The organism is Micromonospora sp. NPDC005163, assembly GCF_053599835.1.
Genome location: NZ_JBSFYP010000002.1, coordinates 277631 through 294455, shown reverse-complemented (window position 1 = coordinate 294455; position 16825 = coordinate 277631). Strand labels below are relative to the sequence as shown.

At 73.1% G+C, this 16825-nt stretch carries 11 protein-coding genes; 4 read left to right on the top strand and 7 right to left on the bottom strand.

Annotated elements, in window-relative coordinates; translation table 11 throughout:
- Entirely contained in the window at positions 1-1677 is a 1677-nt protein-coding gene (gene ettA / locus ACWD6N_RS03065; RefSeq protein ID WP_354964023.1) for an energy-dependent translational throttle protein EttA, read from the bottom strand.
- 318 nt (positions 1678-1995) lie between these two features.
- On the opposite strand from ettA, the gene ACWD6N_RS03060 reads away from it, so the two are divergent.
- On the top strand, positions 1996-3396 hold the full coding sequence (locus tag ACWD6N_RS03060) for an alpha,alpha-trehalose-phosphate synthase (UDP-forming) (RefSeq protein ID WP_074313851.1): 1401 nt from the start codon (positions 1996-1998) through the stop codon (positions 3394-3396).
- Between the two features lie 41 nt (positions 3397-3437).
- Positions 3438-5999: a trehalose-phosphatase gene (otsB, locus tag ACWD6N_RS03055; RefSeq protein ID WP_450004384.1), complete on the top strand. Its 2562-nt coding sequence runs from the start codon at positions 3438-3440 to the stop codon at positions 5997-5999.
- Positions 6000-6464: 465 nt separating this feature from the next.
- Here otsB and cobA read toward each other — a convergent pair whose 3' ends face one another.
- The 3 genes from cobA to cobC form a co-directional block, all read right to left on the bottom strand.
- Positions 6465-7694, bottom strand: coding sequence for a uroporphyrinogen-III C-methyltransferase (gene cobA / locus ACWD6N_RS03050; protein ID WP_354963962.1), 1230 nt, complete (start codon positions 7692-7694; stop codon positions 6465-6467).
- Between the two features lie 76 nt (positions 7695-7770).
- Positions 7771-8865, bottom strand: coding sequence for a nicotinate-nucleotide--dimethylbenzimidazole phosphoribosyltransferase (gene cobT / locus ACWD6N_RS03045; protein WP_354963961.1), 1095 nt, complete (start codon positions 8863-8865; stop codon positions 7771-7773).
- Positions 8865-9968: an Rv2231c family pyridoxal phosphate-dependent protein CobC gene (gene cobC / locus ACWD6N_RS03040; protein ID WP_354963960.1), complete on the bottom strand. Its 1104-nt coding sequence runs from the start codon at positions 9966-9968 to the stop codon at positions 8865-8867. Before cobC ends, cobT begins: the two co-directional genes overlap by 1 nt.
- A 121-nt stretch (positions 9969-10089) precedes the next feature.
- Between cobC and ACWD6N_RS03035 the strand changes: the two genes are divergently transcribed.
- Positions 10090-12222, top strand: coding sequence for a transglycosylase domain-containing protein (locus ACWD6N_RS03035; protein ID WP_354963959.1), 2133 nt, complete (start codon positions 10090-10092; stop codon positions 12220-12222).
- A gap of 10 nt (positions 12223-12232) precedes the next feature.
- Here the strand turns inward: ACWD6N_RS03035 and ACWD6N_RS03030 are convergent, their stop codons facing one another.
- Together ACWD6N_RS03030 and ACWD6N_RS03025 are read right to left on the bottom strand one after the other, a co-directional pair.
- On the bottom strand, positions 12233-12802 hold the full coding sequence (locus tag ACWD6N_RS03030; protein WP_089019337.1) for a GNAT family N-acetyltransferase: 570 nt from the start codon (positions 12800-12802) through the stop codon (positions 12233-12235).
- Positions 12799-14202 carry a cobyrinate a,c-diamide synthase gene (locus ACWD6N_RS03025; protein WP_354963958.1) on the bottom strand — a complete coding sequence of 468 codons (1404 nt, stop codon included), beginning with the start codon at positions 14200-14202 and terminating at the stop codon, positions 12799-12801. The genes ACWD6N_RS03030 and ACWD6N_RS03025 overlap by 4 nt, the downstream gene beginning before the upstream one ends.
- A 172-nt stretch (positions 14203-14374) precedes the next feature.
- Between ACWD6N_RS03025 and ACWD6N_RS03020 the strand changes: the two genes are divergently transcribed.
- A complete protein-coding gene (locus ACWD6N_RS03020; RefSeq protein WP_354963957.1) occupies positions 14375-15196 on the top strand; it encodes an SURF1 family cytochrome oxidase biogenesis protein in 822 nt (273 codons plus the stop codon).
- A 27-nt stretch (positions 15197-15223) separates the two neighbouring features.
- Here the strand turns inward: ACWD6N_RS03020 and ACWD6N_RS03015 are convergent, their stop codons facing one another.
- Positions 15224-16816: an ATP-dependent DNA ligase gene (locus ACWD6N_RS03015; RefSeq protein WP_387326170.1), complete on the bottom strand. Its 1593-nt coding sequence runs from the start codon at positions 16814-16816 to the stop codon at positions 15224-15226.
- Positions 16817-16825: the final 9 nt, after the last annotated feature.

Genomic DNA, 16825 nt, shown 5'->3' with positions numbered 1-16825 from the left:
TCAGTCGCGGGTCAGCTTGCGGTAGGTCACCCGGTGCGGCCGGGCGGCCTCCGCGCCGAGGCGGTCGATCTTGTTCTTCTCGTACGCCTCGAAGTTGCCCTCGAACCAGAACCACTTCGCCGGGTTCTGGTCGTCGCCCTCCCAGGCCAGGATGTGCGTGGCGACCCGGTCCAGGAACATCCGGTCGTGGGAGATGACCACGGCGCAGCCGGGGAACTCCAGCAGCGCGTTCTCCAGGCTGGAGAGCGTCTCCACGTCCAGGTCGTTCGTCGGCTCGTCGAGCAGGATGACGTTGCCGCCGATCTTGAGCGTCAGCGCCAGGTTGAGCCGGTTACGCTCGCCACCGGAGAGCACCTTGGTCGGCTTCTGCTGGTCCGGTCCCTTGAAGCCGAACGCGGCGATGTACGCCCGCGACGGCATCTCGACCTTGCCGACCATCAGGTAGTCCAGCCCGTCGGAGACGACCTCCCAGACGGTCTTGTCGCCGTCGAGGCCCTGCCGGTTCTGGTCGACGTACGACAGCGAGACGGTGGGACCGACCCGGACGTCGCCGCCGGTCGGCTCCTCCAACCCGACGATGGTCTTGAACAGCGTGGTCTTGCCGACACCGTTCGGGCCGATGATGCCGACGATGCCGTTGCGGGGCAGCGAGAACGACAGGTTGTCGATCAGCAGCCGATCGCCGAAGCCCTTGCTGAGACTCTGCGCCTCGATGACCGTGCTGCCCAGGCGCGGGCCCGGCGGGATCTGGATCTCCTCGAAGTCCAGCTTCCGGGTCTTCTCCGCCTCGGTGGCCATCTCGTCGTACCGGTCCAGGCGTGCCTTGGACTTGGTCTGCCGGGCCTTGGCGTTGGAGCGGACCCACTCCAGCTCCTCGGTGAGGCGCTTCTTCATCTTGGCGTCGCGGCGACCCTCGACGGCCAGCCGGGCGGCCTTCTTCTCCAGGTACGTGGAGTAGTTGCCCTCGTACGGGTAGGTGCGGCCGCGGTCCAGCTCCAGGATCCAGTTGGCCACGTTGTCGAGGAAGTACCGGTCGTGCGTGATCGCCATGACGGTGCCGGCGTACTTGGCCAGGTGCTGCTCCAGCCAGGAGACGCTCTCCGCGTCCAGGTGGTTCGTGGGCTCGTCGAGCAGCAGCAGGTCGGGCGCCTCCAGCAGCAGCTTGCAGAGCGCGACGCGGCGGCGCTCACCACCGGAGAGCTGGGTCACGTCGGCGTCCGGCGGCGGGCAGCGCAGGGCGTCCATGGCCAGTTCGAGCTTGGAGTCGACGTCCCAGGCGTCGAGGTGGTCCAGCTCCTCCTGGAGCTTGCCCATCTTCTCCATCAGCTCGTCGGAGTAGTCGGTCGCCATCTGCTCGGCGATCTTGTTGAACCGCTCCAGCTTGGCCTTGGTCTCGGCGACCGCCTCCTCGACGTTGCCGAGCACGGTCTTGGCGTCGTTGAGCGGAGGCTCCTGGGCGAGCATTCCGACGGTGTAGCCGGGCATCAGCCGGGCCTCGCCGTTGCTCGGCTTGTCCAACCCTGCCATGATCTTGAGGAGGCTGGACTTACCGGCGCCGTTCGGGCCGAGCACACCGATCTTGGCCCCCGGCAGGAAGCTCAACGTCACGTTGTCGAGCACGACCTTGTCGCCGTGCGCCTTGCGCGCCTTTTCCAGGACGTAGATGTACTGGGCCACGGTGCGGGCTACCTCCGTCGGTTGCTGTCGCATGATCGGCGGCGCGGCGCGGGCTGCGACCTCCGCCCGCCGCCACCGGCCGGGAGCCGGCCACGCGCACGCCATCGTCAATCCTGACAGGTACGGCCCGCTTCGCCCACATCACCCCGCCCCAGGAGTACGTCGTGCCGCTCACCGAGCCACCCTGTCAACAAGATCACGATTCCGATTCAGCCCACGCTGAGCGGGTACGGAACTCCGGCACGGGGCAACAGACGCCGCAGCTACGCTCAGTACGCTCATCGCGGTGGACCCGTCAGCACCCGGAGGTGGCCGATCGTGACCGTCCGTAGCTCCTTTGTCGTAGTGGCGAACCGCCTGCCGGTCGACGAGGTGAGCACACCCGAGGGACGGCAGTGGCGACGCAGCCCCGGCGGGCTCGTCACCGCGCTGCATCCCGTGCTCGCCGAGCACCAGGGCACCTGGGTCGGCTGGGCCGGCGGCACCGGCGCCGCCCCCGAGCCGTTCGACCTGGAGGGCATCCGGCTGCATCCGGTCCCGTTGAGCGCCGAAGAGTTGGAGCGCTACTACGAGGGCCAGTCCAACGCGACGATCTGGCCGCTCTATCACGACGCGGTGGAGACGCCGGCCTACAAGCGCCGCTGGCGGGAGGCGTACCGCCTGGTCAACGCCCGGTTCGCGGAGGCCGCGGCGGACGTCGCGGCCGAGGGCGCGACGGTCTGGGTGCAGGACTACCAGCTCCAGCTGGTCCCGGCGATGCTCCGGGAGCTGCGGCCGGACCTGCGGATCGGCTTCTTCCTGCACATCCCGTTCCCGCCGATCGAGCTGTTCATGCAGATGCCGTTCCGCACCGAGATCCTTCGCGGCCTGCTCGGCGCCGACCTGGTCGGCTTCCAGCAGCGGCTGGCCGCGCAGAACTTCGTCCGGCTGGCCCGGCACCTGCTCGGGCTCCGCTACGAGGGGCAGATGATCCAGGTCGACGGCCGGCAGGTGAAGGCGGGCGCCTTCCCCATCTCGATCGACACCCAGGAGATGGAACGGATGGCCGCCGACCCGGCGGTGCAGGCCCGTGCCAAGCAGATTCGGGCCGAGCTGGGCGACCCGAAGACGATAATCCTGGGCGTGGACCGGCTGGATTACACCAAGGGCATCGAGCTGCGGCTGAAGGCTTTTCGCGAGCTGCTGGCTGACGGAAAGTTGACAGTCCCGGACGCGGTTATGGTGCAGGTGGCCACGCCGAGCCGGGAACGCGTCGAGCACTACCAGGCGCTTCGGGTCAAGGTGGAGCGCGAAGTCGGTCGGATTAATGGTGAATTCGGCAGGGTCGGCGTGCCGGCGGTGCACTACCTGCATCAGTCGTACAGTCGCAGTGAACTGGCCGCGATGTACGTCGCTGCCGACGTCATGATGGTGACCCCGCTGCGAGACGGAATGAATCTGGTGGCCAAGGAGTACGTCGCATCGCGCGCCGACCAGGGTGGCGCGCTCGTGCTCAGTGAGTTCGCCGGCGCCGCCACCGAGCTGCGCCAGGCCTTTTTGTGTAACCCGCACGACCCGGACGCGGTCAAGGACGCCCTGCTCCGGGCCGTGCACGTGGAGAAAACCGAGGCACGCCGCCGGATGCGGACAATGCAACGTCACCTGCGTACCCACGACGTGGGGCACTGGGCCAAGTCTTTCCTCTCCGAGCTTGGAGTTTCCGAGGCGGAGGCCGCGTGAACACGTCCGTCAACGACGGAGCGGCGACCGCCACCGGGGTGATGGACCCCGAGCTGCGCTCCGCCATCGGCCGGATCGCCCGGGTCCCCCAGCTCCTGATCGCCTGCGACTACGACGGCACACTGGCGCCGATCGTGGAGGACCCGAGCACGGCCGTACCGCTGCCCGAGTCGGTGGCCGCGATCCGCGCGCTCGCCGCGCTGCCGCAGACCACCGTGGCGGTGATCTCCGGCCGGGCGCTGCGCGACCTGGCCGCGCTCTCCCGGCTGCCCAGCGAGGTGCACCTCGTCGGCAGCCACGGCTCCGAGTTCGACATCGGCTTCGTCGAGCGCCTCTCCCCCGAGCTGGTCGCCGTGCGCACCCGGGTGCGGAACGCGCTACGCGAGATCGCCGCCGAGCATCCCGGCATCCGCCTGGAGCGCAAGCCGGCCAGCGTCGCCGTGCACACCCGGGGGGTCGCTCCGCAGGTCGCCGCCGCTGCCATCGAGGCGGTACGCAACGGGCCGGCCACCTTCGACGGCGTCACGGTCACCCAGGGCAAGGAGGTCATCGAGCTCTCCGTGGTGGCCACCCACAAGGGCACCGCGATCGACCAGCTGCGGACCCAGCTCGCGGCCAGCGCCGTGCTCTTCATCGGTGACGACGTGACCGACGAGAACGCGTTCGGCAACCTGCACGGCCCGGACCTCGGCATCAAGATCGGTCCCGGGGACACCCAGGCCGGCTACCGGGTGGCCGAGCCGCTCGAAGCGGCCCGCGCGCTCGGGCTGCTGCTGGAGACCCGCCGGCACTGGCTGTTCGGCGAGCGGGCGGTGCCGATCGAGCGGCACTCCATGCTGGCCAACGGCCGCACCGTCGCGCTGCTCACCCCCGATGCCAAGGTCAGCTGGCTGTGTCACCCCAAGCCGGACTCGGCGGCGATCTTCGCCGACCTGGTCGGTGGCAGCCCGGCCGGCCACTTCAGCATCGTCCCGGAACGCGGCGGCATCCCGCTGGGCCAGCGCTACCGCTCCGGCACGATGACCGTGGAGACCCGGTGGTCCGGGCTCACCGTCACCGACTGGCTGGACAAGCCGGCCCGGGAGACCACCCCGGACGGCCCCGCGGTGATCACCGGCGACTCGACCCTGATCCGGGTGCTCACCGGCAGCGGCCGGGTTCGGGTGGAGTTCGCGCCGCGCCCCGAGTTCGGTCAGGTCGCCGTCCAGTTGCAGCCGCTCGGCGACGGCCTGCTGGTGCTCGGCTCCAACGAGCCGATCGCGCTCTACTCCCCGGGGGTGGAGTGGCAGGTCAACAATGACGGCGGCTACGAGACCGCCAAGGCGGTCGTCGACCTCTCCGCCGCCGGCGGGCAGGTCGTGCTGGAGCTGCGCTTCGCCACGCACAGCCTGGAGCACCACCGGGTGCCGATCCACGACCGGCAGGCCGCGGCCGAGCAGCCGTGGAAGGACTGGGTCGCCTCGCTGCGGCTGCCGTCCACCGCCCGCGACCTGGTCGCCCGCAGCGCGCTCACCCTGCGCGGGCTGTGCCACGAGGCGACCGGTTCGATCCTCGCCGCGGCGACCACCTCGCTCCCCGAGGAGCTGGGCGGCGTCCGCAACTGGGACTACCGCTACTGCTGGCTCCGCGACGCGGCGCTGACCGCCCGCGCGTTGGTCGACCTGGGTTCCATCGAGGAGGCCGAGGGGCTGCTGCGCTGGGTGGACGGCTGCATCGAACGCACCGGCGGCCACCCGGAGCGGTTGCACCCGCTCTACACCATCGACGGCTACGAGCTGGGCGCCGAGGCGGTCATCGACACCCTGCCCGGGTATGCCGGCTCCCGACCGGTCCGGGTCGGCAACCTCGCCAACCACCAGCTCCAGCTGGACGTCTTCGGCCCGATCTCCGACCTGATCGCGGCCGTCGCCGATGCCCGCGGCTCGGTCCGCGAGGACGAGTGGCGGGTGCTGGAGAACATGGTCGAGGCGGTCCGCCGCCGCTGGCACGAGCCCGACCACGGCATCTGGGAGGCCCGGCTCCCACCCCGGCACCACGTCTTCTCCAAGGTGATGTGCTGGATGACCGTCGACCGGGCGCTGCACGTGATCCGCCAGCACGGCGGCGAGGACCGGCCCGACTGGAAGGAACTCCGCGACCGGATCGCCGCCAACGTGCTGGAGCACGGCTGGCACGAGGAGGTCGAGGCGTACAGCGTCGCGTACGGCGACGAGGACATGGACGCCTCGTCGCTCTGGATCGGGCTGTCCGGCCTGCTTCCAGGCGACGACCCGCGCTTCCTGTCCACGGTGCTCCGGATCGAGGCGGACCTGCGCAGCGGCCCGGTCGTCTACCGCTACCACTGGGACGACGGCCTGCCGGGCCGCGAGGGCGGCTTCCACATCTGCACGGCGTGGCTGATCGAGGCGTACCTGCGCACCGGCCGCCGCACCGACGCCGAGGAGCTGTTCGCGCAGATGGTGCTCACCGCCGGCCCGACCGGGCTGCTCCCCGAGCAGTACGACCCGCTCGCCGAGCGCGGGCTGGGCAACCACCCGCAGGCGTACAGCCACCTCGGTCTGATCCGCTGCGCCCTGCTGCTGGACAACATGCTCAAGCAGTAGCCGATCGCCAGTTCAACGGCGGGCCGGAGCTTCACCGCTCCGGCCCGCCGTCTGTCCAGGGGCAGCGACCGGGGGGTGGCGCCTGCCGGGGGTCGGTGCCGCCGGCCCGGAGTCGGTGCCTCCGGCCGAGGAGCGTTGCCGGCGGGCCCGGGGTCGGCGCTGGCGACCGACGACCGGCGCCGCCGACCGAGGAGCGGGGACTACTCGCAAGCCCTTTGCTCTGCTTCAACCAACGCAACAGAGATGGCCTCTGGGTGTTGCGCCGGTTGAAGCAGAGCAAAGGAGGGCAGGAGGGTCCGCCGCCGGTGCCGCGCCGCTCGTTCCCGCCACCGCACGGCGAGGCACCGTGCACCGCGCGCCGCGGCATCGCACGGCCAAAGCACCGCACGGCCAAAGCACCGCCCACCGAGGCACCGCACGCCGGGAGCACCGCCCGCCGGAGCCCCGCATCGAGGCCGGCTGACGTCAGGTGTCCAGCGCGTGCACCACGTCGCCCACCACGACGACCGCGGGCGGGCGCAGGTCGGCGGTGAGCAGGTCGCCGGCCACCGCGCCGAGCGTCGACCGCAGCACCCGCTGGGCGCCTGTCGTGGCCTCCTGGACGATGGCGGCTGGCGTCTGCGGCGACCGGCCGTGTGCGATCAGAGTGGCCGTGATGGCGGCGAGGTTCTTCAACCCCATGAGGATCACCAGGGTGCCTCGCAACCCGGCGAGCGCCTCCCAGCGCACCAGCGAGGCCGGTGAGTCGGGCGCGACGTGCCCGGAGACCACGGTGAACTCGTGCGCCACCGCCCGGTGGGTGACCGGGATATTGGCGGCGGCGGGGGCGGCTATCGAGCTGGTCACTCCGGGGACCACGGTCACCGGTACGCCGGCCGCCGCGCACGCCAACAGCTCCTCGCCGCCCCGGCCGAAGACGTACGGGTCACCGCCCTTGAGCCGGACCACCAGGGCGCCGGACCGGGCACGGTCCACCAGGATCCGGTTGATCTCCTCCTGGGCCCGGGACGGTCCGTAGGGGATCTTCGAGGCATCCACCAGCTCGACGTCGGCGCGTAGCTCGTCCAGGAGCAGCCCGGGCACCAACCGGTCGGCGACCACCACGTCCGCCTCGGTCAGCAGCCGCCAACCCTTCACGGTGATCAGCTCGGGGTCGCCCGGACCCGCCCCGACTAGCGCCACCCGCCCGCCCGCGTCAGGAAGGGACCCTTCCACTACCGCAGGTGTTAGCAGGGGGCCCTTCCTTGCGCTCAGGAGGTCGCGGATGGCGTCCCGGACGGTCATCGCGCGGCGCGGGTCGCCGCCGCCGAGCACCGCCACGGTGACCGGGCCGTGCCGGGTCACCGCCGGGGTCCAGGCGGTGGCCGCCAGGCGGTCGTCGGCCCGGACGCAGAAGATCCGGCGCTCGGCGGCGACGGCGCTCACCGAGGCAGCCGCGACCGGGTCGTCGATGGCCACCTGGACCAGCCACGCCCCGTCCAGGTCAGCCGGCTCGAACCGGCGGGGCACCCAGCGCAGCCGGTTTGCGTCCGCCCGGGCGCGCAGCGCCGGGGTCAGCTCCGGTGCCACCAGCAGGACGTCCCCGCCGGCGTCCAGCAGCGCCGGGACACGTCGGGTGGCGACGGCGCCACCGCCCACCACGACCACCCGCCGCCCGTCGAGCCGCAGGCCGAGGGGGTACGGGTTGGTGCTCACGCCGCCTCCTCGCCCCGCCGGGCGGCGATGCCGGGCACCGCACCGCCGAGCCGGATCGTCCGCTCGCCGGGTCCGCTCACTTCTCCGCCACGCCCGCCGAGTCGAAGGTGGCCACCTCGTGCAGCACCCGAACCGCGCCGGTGACCACCGGCAGCGCCAGCAGCGCTCCGGTGCCCTCCCCGAGGCGCAGCCCCAGGTCGATCAGCGGGTCGAGGCCGAGGTGGCGCAGCGCCACCGTCGCGCCCGGCTCGGCCGAGCGGTGGCCGGCGACCATGGCGCTGACCGCGTCCGGGGCGAACGCGGCGGCGGCGAGGGCGGCGGAGACCGCGATCACCCCGTCCAGCAGCACCGGTGTGCGGCGCGCCGCGGCGCCCAGGATCAGCCCGGCCAGGGCGGCGTGCTCCAGGCCGCCGACGGCGGCCAGCACACCCAGCGGGTCGGCCGGGTCGGGCGCGTGCCGGGCCAGCGCGGCCCGCACCACGGCCACCTTGCGGGCGTACGTCGGGTCGTCGACCCCGGTTCCTCGGCCGGTGGCGTCGAGCGGGTCGGCGCCGGTGAAGGCGGCGATCAGCGCAGCGGCCGGCGTGGTGTTGCCGATGCCCATGTCGCCGGTGAGCAGGATGGCCGCCCCAGCGTCGATCAACTCGTCGGCGATCCGGATGCCGGTCTGCACCGCCGCCCTCGCCTCGTCCCGGGTGAGCGCGGCGGTCACCGCGAGATCCCGGGTGCCCCGGCGAACGCACGCGGCGACCAGCCGGGGCGTGGACGGGTCGAGGACGACCGGGCCGGATGCCTCAGCGGCCGGCTGAGCGGGCAGCGGCGTGGCCACGCCGACGTCGACCACGGTGACCGAGGCGCCCGCCTGCCGGGCGAAAGCGTTGACCACCGCACCGCCGGCCAGGAAGTTGCCGATCATCTGCCCGGTGACCTCCTGCGGCCACGGAGTCACCCCCTGGGCGTGCACCCCGTGGTCCCCCGCGAAGATCGCCACCGCGGCCGGCTCGGGCAGGGGCGGCGGGCAGGCACCGGCCAGGCCGGCGAGGCGTACTGACAGCTCCTCCAGCGCGCCCAGGGAGCCGGCCGGCTTGGTGAGCCGGCCGTGCAGCGCACGGGCGTCGGCCATCGCCGACTCGTCCGGCGGTTGGATCGCCGCGATCGTGGTCTCCAGCATCATGCCTCCATGGTCTCGCGCAGCACCTCGATGAACGCATCGGTGGTGGATCGGTCGCGCACCGCCACCCGCAGCCAGTCCGGGCCGAGCCCAGGGAACGTGTCACCCCGGCGTACCGCCCAGCCACGCTCGCGCAAAGTCGCCCGGACGCGGGTCGCTCCGGGCAGGTGCAGCAGCACGAACGCGCTGGCCGGGCGGCCGACGACGCGTACACCGGGCAGGTCGGCCAGGCGGGCGGTCAGGTGGTCGCGGTCGGCGGCGAGGTCGGCGGCGATCGCGCGTTCGGCCTGGACCGCGACGGGGGTGGCGCAGGCCGACGCGGCGGCCAGCGCCGGTGTGGAGACCGCCCAGAGCGGCTGGACGGCGGCCAGCCGGGACAGCAGCTCCGGTGCGCCGAGCAGGTAGCCGATGCGCAGGCCGGCCAGGCCCCAGGTCTTGGTGAGGCTGCGCAGCACGAGCAGCCCGGGCAGGTCGCGCCGCTCGGCCAGCGACTCCGGTTCGCCGGGTCGCCCGGGTACGGCGGTGGTGTCGGCGAACGCCTCGTCGACCACCAGGATCCGACCCGGTCGGGCCAGCGCGGCCAGGGTGCGCGCCGGGTGCAGCACCGAGGTCGGGTTCGTCGGGTTGCCGATCATCACCAGGTCGGCGTCGGCGGGCACCCGGTCCGGGTCGAGCCGGAAGTCGTCGGCGGCGTCCAGCAGCACCCGCTCCACCGGGTGCCCGGCGGCTCGCAGCGCCGCCTCCGGCTCGGTGAACTGGGGGTGCACCACGACCGGCCGGCGGACACCGCGCAGCGCCTGGGCGATCAGCACGAACCCCTCGGCGGCGCCGGCGGTGAGCAGTACCTCGTCCGGGTGACGCCGGTGCCGGGCGGCGACCGCGGCTCGGGCCGGTGCCGGGTCCGGATATCGGCCCAGGTCGCTGAGGGTGGCGGTGATCGGGTCGGCCAGCCAGTCCGGCAGCGGTGCCTGGCGGACGTTGACGGCGAGGTCGACCAGGCCGGCACCGACCTCCACGTCGCCGTGGTGTCCCAGGTCCGGCTCGGGAACTGCGGCCGGTCCGGTCCCGGCGACCGGTGCCACTCCGCTCGGCTGATCACGCATGTCCGCGATCCTGCCGGGAAGGTCGCCGATGGAACAGCTGATCTCCGCGTAAGCCGCGTCACCACCCGCCGGTTTATGAGTTCTTCTCATGTACGAATCGGAAATGTCATAACTTGGCCACGTGAGCAACCGACCCCTTGCTGCCGCTGGTCGACTCGTCCCTCTCCTCCGCGCCGGGCTGATCGCCGGCATCGTGATCGCCGCCGCCGCGTACCCGCTGGTCGCCCTCACCGGGCTCGGCGCGAAGGCCACCGCGCACGCCGTGGAGCAGAAGACCAGGCTGCTGACCACCGCCCTGCCCGCCGAGACCTCGTACCTCTACGCCCCGGACGGCAAGACCGTGCTGACCATGTTCTACGAGGAGTACCGGCAGTACACCAAGCTGTCGGACATGTCGCCGAACATCCAGCAGGCGATCGTCGCCGCCGAGGACTCCCGCTTCTACCAGCACCACGGCGTCGACCCGAAGGGCGTGGCCCGGGCCTTCGTGGCCAACACCCGCTCCAGCGGCGTCTCCCAGGGCGCCTCCACCCTGACCATGCAGTACGTCCGGATGGCCCTGCGGGACAGCGCGACCACCCCCAAGGAGGTCCAGGAGGCCACCCAGCAGACCAGCCTGCGCAAGGTCAAGGAGATGCGGATGGCGCTGGACCTGGAGAAGGAGATGAGCAAGGAGCAGATCCTGGAGCGCTACCTGAACTCGGCGTACTTCGGGCACCGGGCGTACGGCATCTACGCGGCCAGCGAGATCTTCTTCTCCAAGACCCCGAAGGACCTCACCCCCGTCGAGGCGGCCACCCTCGCCGGGCTGGTCAAGTCGCCGTCGGAGTACGACCCGGCCGACTCCGACCAGAAGGAGGCCACCGGGCGGCGCAACTACGTCCTGGACCGGATGAGCCAACTCGGCTACCTCTCCCCCGACTCGGCCGCCGCCGCGAAGACCGAACCGATCCGGCTGAAGCTGACCAGCCCGCCGAACGACTGCGCCGCGGTGTCGGAGAAGTACAACAGTTGGGGCTTCGCCTGCGACTACCTGAAGAACTGGTGGAGCGCGCAGCCCGCGTTCGGGGCGAACCGGCTGGAACGGATGGACAAGCTGCGCCGAGGCGGCTACCGGATCGTGCTCAGCATCGACCCGAAGATCCAGGAGGCGGCGGAGAAGAACGTCGGCAGCAAGGAGAGCACCGGCAGCCCGTTCGCCAACGGCATCGTCGTCTCCGAGCCCGGCACCGGACGGGTCAAGGCGATGGCGGTGAACCGGGCGTACTCGCTGGACCTGAGCGAGAATCCGCTGAGCTCCAACCCGGAGGCCGGGCCGAAAGTGAAGGCGAACTATCCGAACACGGTGGCACCCCTGCTCGGCGGCGGTGACCTGCCGGGCTACCAGGCGGGATCGACGTTCAAGATGTTCCCGATGCTGGCCGCGCTCAACGACGGGATGCCGCTGTCCACCGAGATCAACTCTCCGTACCGCTACCAGTCGCGGGTCTACGACGGCTGGGCCCCATCCAACGCCAGCGGCGCCATGACCGGCCGGCAGACCATGTGGTCCGGGTTCGGCAAGTCGGTGAACACGTTCTTCGTGCAGCTGGAGGAGAAGATCGGGGCGGAGAAGGGGGTCCGCCTCGCCGAGCAGCTCGGGCTTCGCTGGCGGACCGACGTGGACCGGGACCACGCCTCCCCTACCAAGGCGAACAAATGGGGTGCGTTCACCCTGGGTGTCTCCGACGCCACCCCGCTGGAGATGGCGAACGCGTACGCCGCCATCGCCGCCGACGGCCGGTACTGCGAGGCGATCCCGGTGCAGGCGATCATGAACCGGGACGGCACGCCGACCACGTACGCCACCGCCAGCGGCATCCACCGCGAGGTCGCCAAGCCGCGCTGCCGGCAGGTGGTCAGCGCGGACGCCGCCCGGGCGGCCACCGACGCCGCCCGCTGCCCGACCGGGGACACCCCGGCACGCGGGGGCTGCGGCGGCTGGTCCACCGCCGACAGCGTCCGGGGTACGGTCGGGCGCCCCGTGGCCGGCAAGACCGGTACCACCGACAGCACCCGGTCCGCCTGGTTCGTCGGCTACACCCCGGAGTTGGCCGCGGCGAGCTTCATCTCCGACCCGGACAACCCGTTCAACGCGGTGGGCGACGGGCAGTCCCAGATCCCGATCGCGGCGGTCGCGGAGACCCTGCGCGACGGACTGAAGGGCCAACCGACCCGCCAGTTCACCGCGCCCTCGGACGCCATCGTCGGGTGACCGGCACGGGTCAGCGCAGGTCGGCGGCGACGAACGACCAGAGTTCGAGGTCCACCCGGCCGCCGCGGACGAACCCGGCGTTGCGTAGCAGGCCCTCGTAACTGAAGCCGGCCTTCTCGGCGACGCGGCGGGAGGCCAGGTTGCCGGGGGCCACGCGCAGCTCGACCCGCTGGAAGCCGTGCTCCAGGATCAGCGCGATGGCCACCGCGTCCACGGCCTCGGCCGCCAGGCCGAACCCGCGCGCGTGCGGCGCCATCGCGTAGGAGATCTCGGTGGCCCGGGCGCCCCAGTCGGTGCGCCGGGTCCACAGCGAGCCCACCACCTGGCCGTCCTCCCGGCGGAGCACCGCCCAGTGGTCCCCGTCGCCGCTGTCGCGCCGCTGCCGTGCCAGGTCGGTGCACCATGCGTGCCCGTCGATCGGGCCGGAGTCGTCGGCCAGCGGCAGCCAGCGCCGGGTCAGCTTGTCGGCGAAGATCTCCCCGACCGCCGCCGCGTCGGCCGCGGTGTGCCGCCGCACCTCGGTGCGCGGGGTGGAGACGGTCAGCGCCGGGAAGCGGCGCACCGCCACCTGACCGATCACGCCGGCACCCCGCCGGGTTCCACGGGCACCGCCTCGGCCGCCGGGTCGGCTGCCGCCGCCGCGACCAGCCGGGCGGCGGTCGCCGGGTGGCCGGCCCAGTGCAGGGTGAGCTGCGAGGCGTGCACGTTGCGCCAGACGAAGCCCTCCGGCGTGCCGCCGTCCCAGCTCCACGCCGGGCGTTGACCGGATCGCGGGGTGAGCACCGCCCGGTGCTCCTTGTGCCCGACCAGCACCGTGCCGCTCGCGGCGACCACGCTGTCGGTCTGGGCGGTGGCCTCGCGGTAGCCCACCACCAGGCCGTCCCGGCTGACGCCGACCGCGTCCAACACCCCGCACATCGGCAGGCCGTCCAGCTCCCGGGCCAGCCAGAGCAGGCCGGTGCCCTCGGCGACCACCGGACGCCCGGTGCGCGCCAGCTCGGCCACGGCGATGCAGAGCCGCCGGTTGGCGGACAGCTGCTCGGCGTACGCCTCGGGCAGCGCGCCGCCGACGACCAGCGCACGGGTGCCGGCCGGCAGCGCCTCGTCGCGCAGCGGATCGAGCGTGACCACCTCGGCGCCGGCGGCCCGCAGCAGCTCGGCGGTCTCCGGATGGCTGAAGCTGCTGCCCGGCCCGCCGGCGAGCGCCACCAGCGGGCGGTCCGCCGGGACCGTCACCGGACCGAGCGCCTCCTCCGGCGACCACGCCGAGGCGGGCAGCGGCGGAGCGGAGCGGGCCAGCCCGAGCAGCCGTTCCAGGTCGACCGTGGCGGCGACGGCCTCGCCCAGCCGGCGGACCGCGCGGGCGGCGTCGGCGGACCCGCCGACCACCGGAACCACGCCGTGCCGGCGCGACGGCAGCACCGCCGGCAGGTCCTGCCGGCGCAACGCGCCGTAGACCGGCACGTTCACGTCATCCAGCGCCTCGCGCAGCATCCCCTCGTGCCGCGAGGACGCCACCCGGTTGAGGATCACCCCGCCGAGCCAGAGCTGCTCGTCGTACGAGCGGAAACCGTGCACCAGGGCGGCCACCGACTGACCCATCGCGGCCACGTCGACCACGAGCACCACGGGGCTGCGCAGCGCGGCGGCCGCGGCGGCGGTGGACTCCTGTTCCGGGCGGCCGCCGACCGAGTCGTACAGGCCCATGCTGCCCTGCACCACGGCGAGCCCCGCGCCCTCGGCGCCGTGCGCGACCAGCGGAGCGAGCCGGTCGACGCCGACCAGCCGGGGATCGATCGACCGGCCCGGCCGACCGGAGGCGAGACCGAGGTAGGCGGCGTCGACGTGATCCGGGCCGAGCTTGAACCCGGCGACGTCGACACCCCGCTCGGCGAGGGCGGCGAGCAGCCCGATAGCCAGCGCGTTCTTGCCGTGCCCGGAGGACGGCGCGCTGAGCACCAGGCGCGGCACGACGGTCATCATCGACTCCTCGCGGGGGCGGCGGGTACGCGACGGCGGACCGGTTGGACCGATCCGTCCGCGTGACGATACCCGCCCCGCCCGACACGCGAGCACCGCCGATCGGGGCCGGTTGGGCCGTCGCGGCCCGGTCCAGGTCAGTGGCGTCGGTCATACGGGTAGCCTCGTTGCCGTGTACCGGTTCCTGCTGAGCCCACGCTGGCTGGGCGCTCTCGCCCTGACCCTGGTCGCCGCCGCGGTCATGGTCCTGCTCGGCAACTGGCAGCTGGACCGCTACCGGGGGCGCACCGAGGTCAACGAGCGGATCGACGCCGGCCTGCGGATGGCCCCGGCTCCGCTGGCCGAGGCGCTGCGCGCTCCCGCCGGCGGCCCGGGAACGGTCGGCCCGGCCCCCGCCGAGGACAAGGTGTGGACCCGGGTCACCGTCAGCGGCCGGTACGACCCGACGAACACCGTCCTGGTCCGTGGCCGGACGGTGGACAGCCGGGTCGGCTTCGAGGTGCTCACCCCGCTGGTGCTCGCCGACGGCACGGCGCTGCTGGTGGACCGGGGTTGGGTCCCGCCGGCGCCGGGTGGGGCGATGGCCCAGCCGACGGTGCCCGCCGCGCCGACCGGTGACGTGAAGGTGGTCGGCCGGGTGCACGAGACCGAGAGCGGCGCCGGCGCGGTGAACCGCCGCGACGGACGGCTGGAGACCCGACGGGTCGGGGTGTCCCGGCTGGCCCGCGAACTGCCCTACCCGGTGTACGGCGCCTACCTGCTGCTGGACGAGCAGACTCCGGCGGCCGACCCGGTGTTCAAGGCGGTGCCGGTCGGGCACACCAACAACTGGCAGAACTTCGGCTACGTCGTGCAGTGGTGGCTCTTCGCCGTGATGGCCCTGTTCGGCTACGGCTGGGTGGCCCGCCGGGAGGCCCGCCGGGCCGCCGGCATCGGCACCACGTCAGCCCCGTTGGACCGGGCCGCCGAGCCGACGCCGAGCGCGTCCGCCTGACCGCCTGACCTCGGCCGGTGCGGCCGGTCAGCCGGTGGGACGGCCGGCGTGGATGGCGCGGACCGCGTCGATGGTGTCCGCCTCGGCGGCGGACTTGTCGTCGCGATACCGCACCACGCGGGCGAACCGCAGCGCCATCCCGCCCGGATAGCGCGAACTCGTCTGCACCCCGTCGAAGGCGATCTCCACCACCTGCTCGGGGCGGACCCGGACCACCCAGTCGCCGCGCTCCACCGCGAGGTCGAGGAAGCGCTCGGTCTGCCAGCGCAGCAGCTCGTCGGTGAGCCCCTTGAACGTCTTGCCGAGCATCACGAAGTCGCCGGTGCGCGGGTCCCGCGCGCCGAGGTGCAGGTTGGACAACCAACCCTGCCGCCGGCCGCTGCCCCACTCGACGGCGAGCACCACCAGGTCGAGGGTGTGCCGGGGTTTGACCTTGACCCAGGCCGCGCCGCGCCGACCGGCGTCGTAGGGCGCGTCCGGCGCCTTGACCACCACGCCCTCCTGGCCGGCGTCGATGGCGGCGGCGAACGCCGCACCCGCCTGCTCCGGGTTGTCAACCTCCAGCCGCCCGACCAGCAGCGACGCGTCCACCGCGCCGGCGAGCGCCGCCCACCGCTCCCGGCCGGGCAGGTCGATCAGATCCTGGCCGTCGAGGTGCAGCAGGTCGAAGAAGTACGGCGTCAGCACGGTCTCGCCGGCGCTGGCGGCGGCCGCGAGCACCGCCGGGGCGACCGGTGTGCGCCCCGTGGTGCTGGGTGTGGTGCGCCGGGCGGCCCGGCTGGACGTCTGCTGGAACGGCAGGGGGCGGCCGGTCTCGTCCAGGCCGATCGCCTCGCCGTCGAGCACCAACTCCCGGCCGGGCAGGGCGCGGACCGCAGCGACCACCTCGGGCACCCGGGTGGTGATCTCGTCGAGGCTGCGGGTGAAGACGGCGATGTCGGCGCCGGAGCGGTGCACCTGGATGCGGATGCCGTCGAGCTTCACGTCGACCACCGCCGGCGCGCCGGTCGCGGCCAGCGCCTCATCGACCGAGGGGGCGCTCTGGGCGAGCATCGGCGCCAGCGGACGGCCGACCCGCAGGCCGAACCCGGCCAGCTCGGCGGCGCCTCCGGCCATGGCGGCCACCGCCACCGCGCGCAGGTCACCGGCGAGCAGCAGGGCTCGACGGACCACCGCCACCGGCACCTCGGCCGCCCGGGCCACCGCGTCGGCGAGCAGCCCGGCCTGGGCGCCCTGCCGCAGCTCACCGCTGAACAGGTTGGTGAGCAGCCGCTGCTCCTCGGCCGTCGCCGCCGCGTAGAGGGCCCCGAGCAGCGCACGGCGTCGTGCCTGCGAGCCCGCGCCGTGCACCGCGGCGATCTGCTCGATGGCCGCGTCGACGGCGGCCACGGTCAACGTCGGCTCGGCGGCCGGCGGCGGCAGGTCACGCAGGCTCGCATAACCCACGCCGGTCTGCCGCTGACGCAGCTCACCGGCGAGATAGCCGGCGCCGGGCTCCACCTCGGCCGGGTCGAGACGGCGCAGCGCGTCGGCGAGCAACTCCACCTTGGCGCGCCGGCCGCTGGTGGCGCCGACGGCGGCGGACGTGGCTGCCAGGTCGAGGAACCGCACGAGCCTCATCCTGCCAGT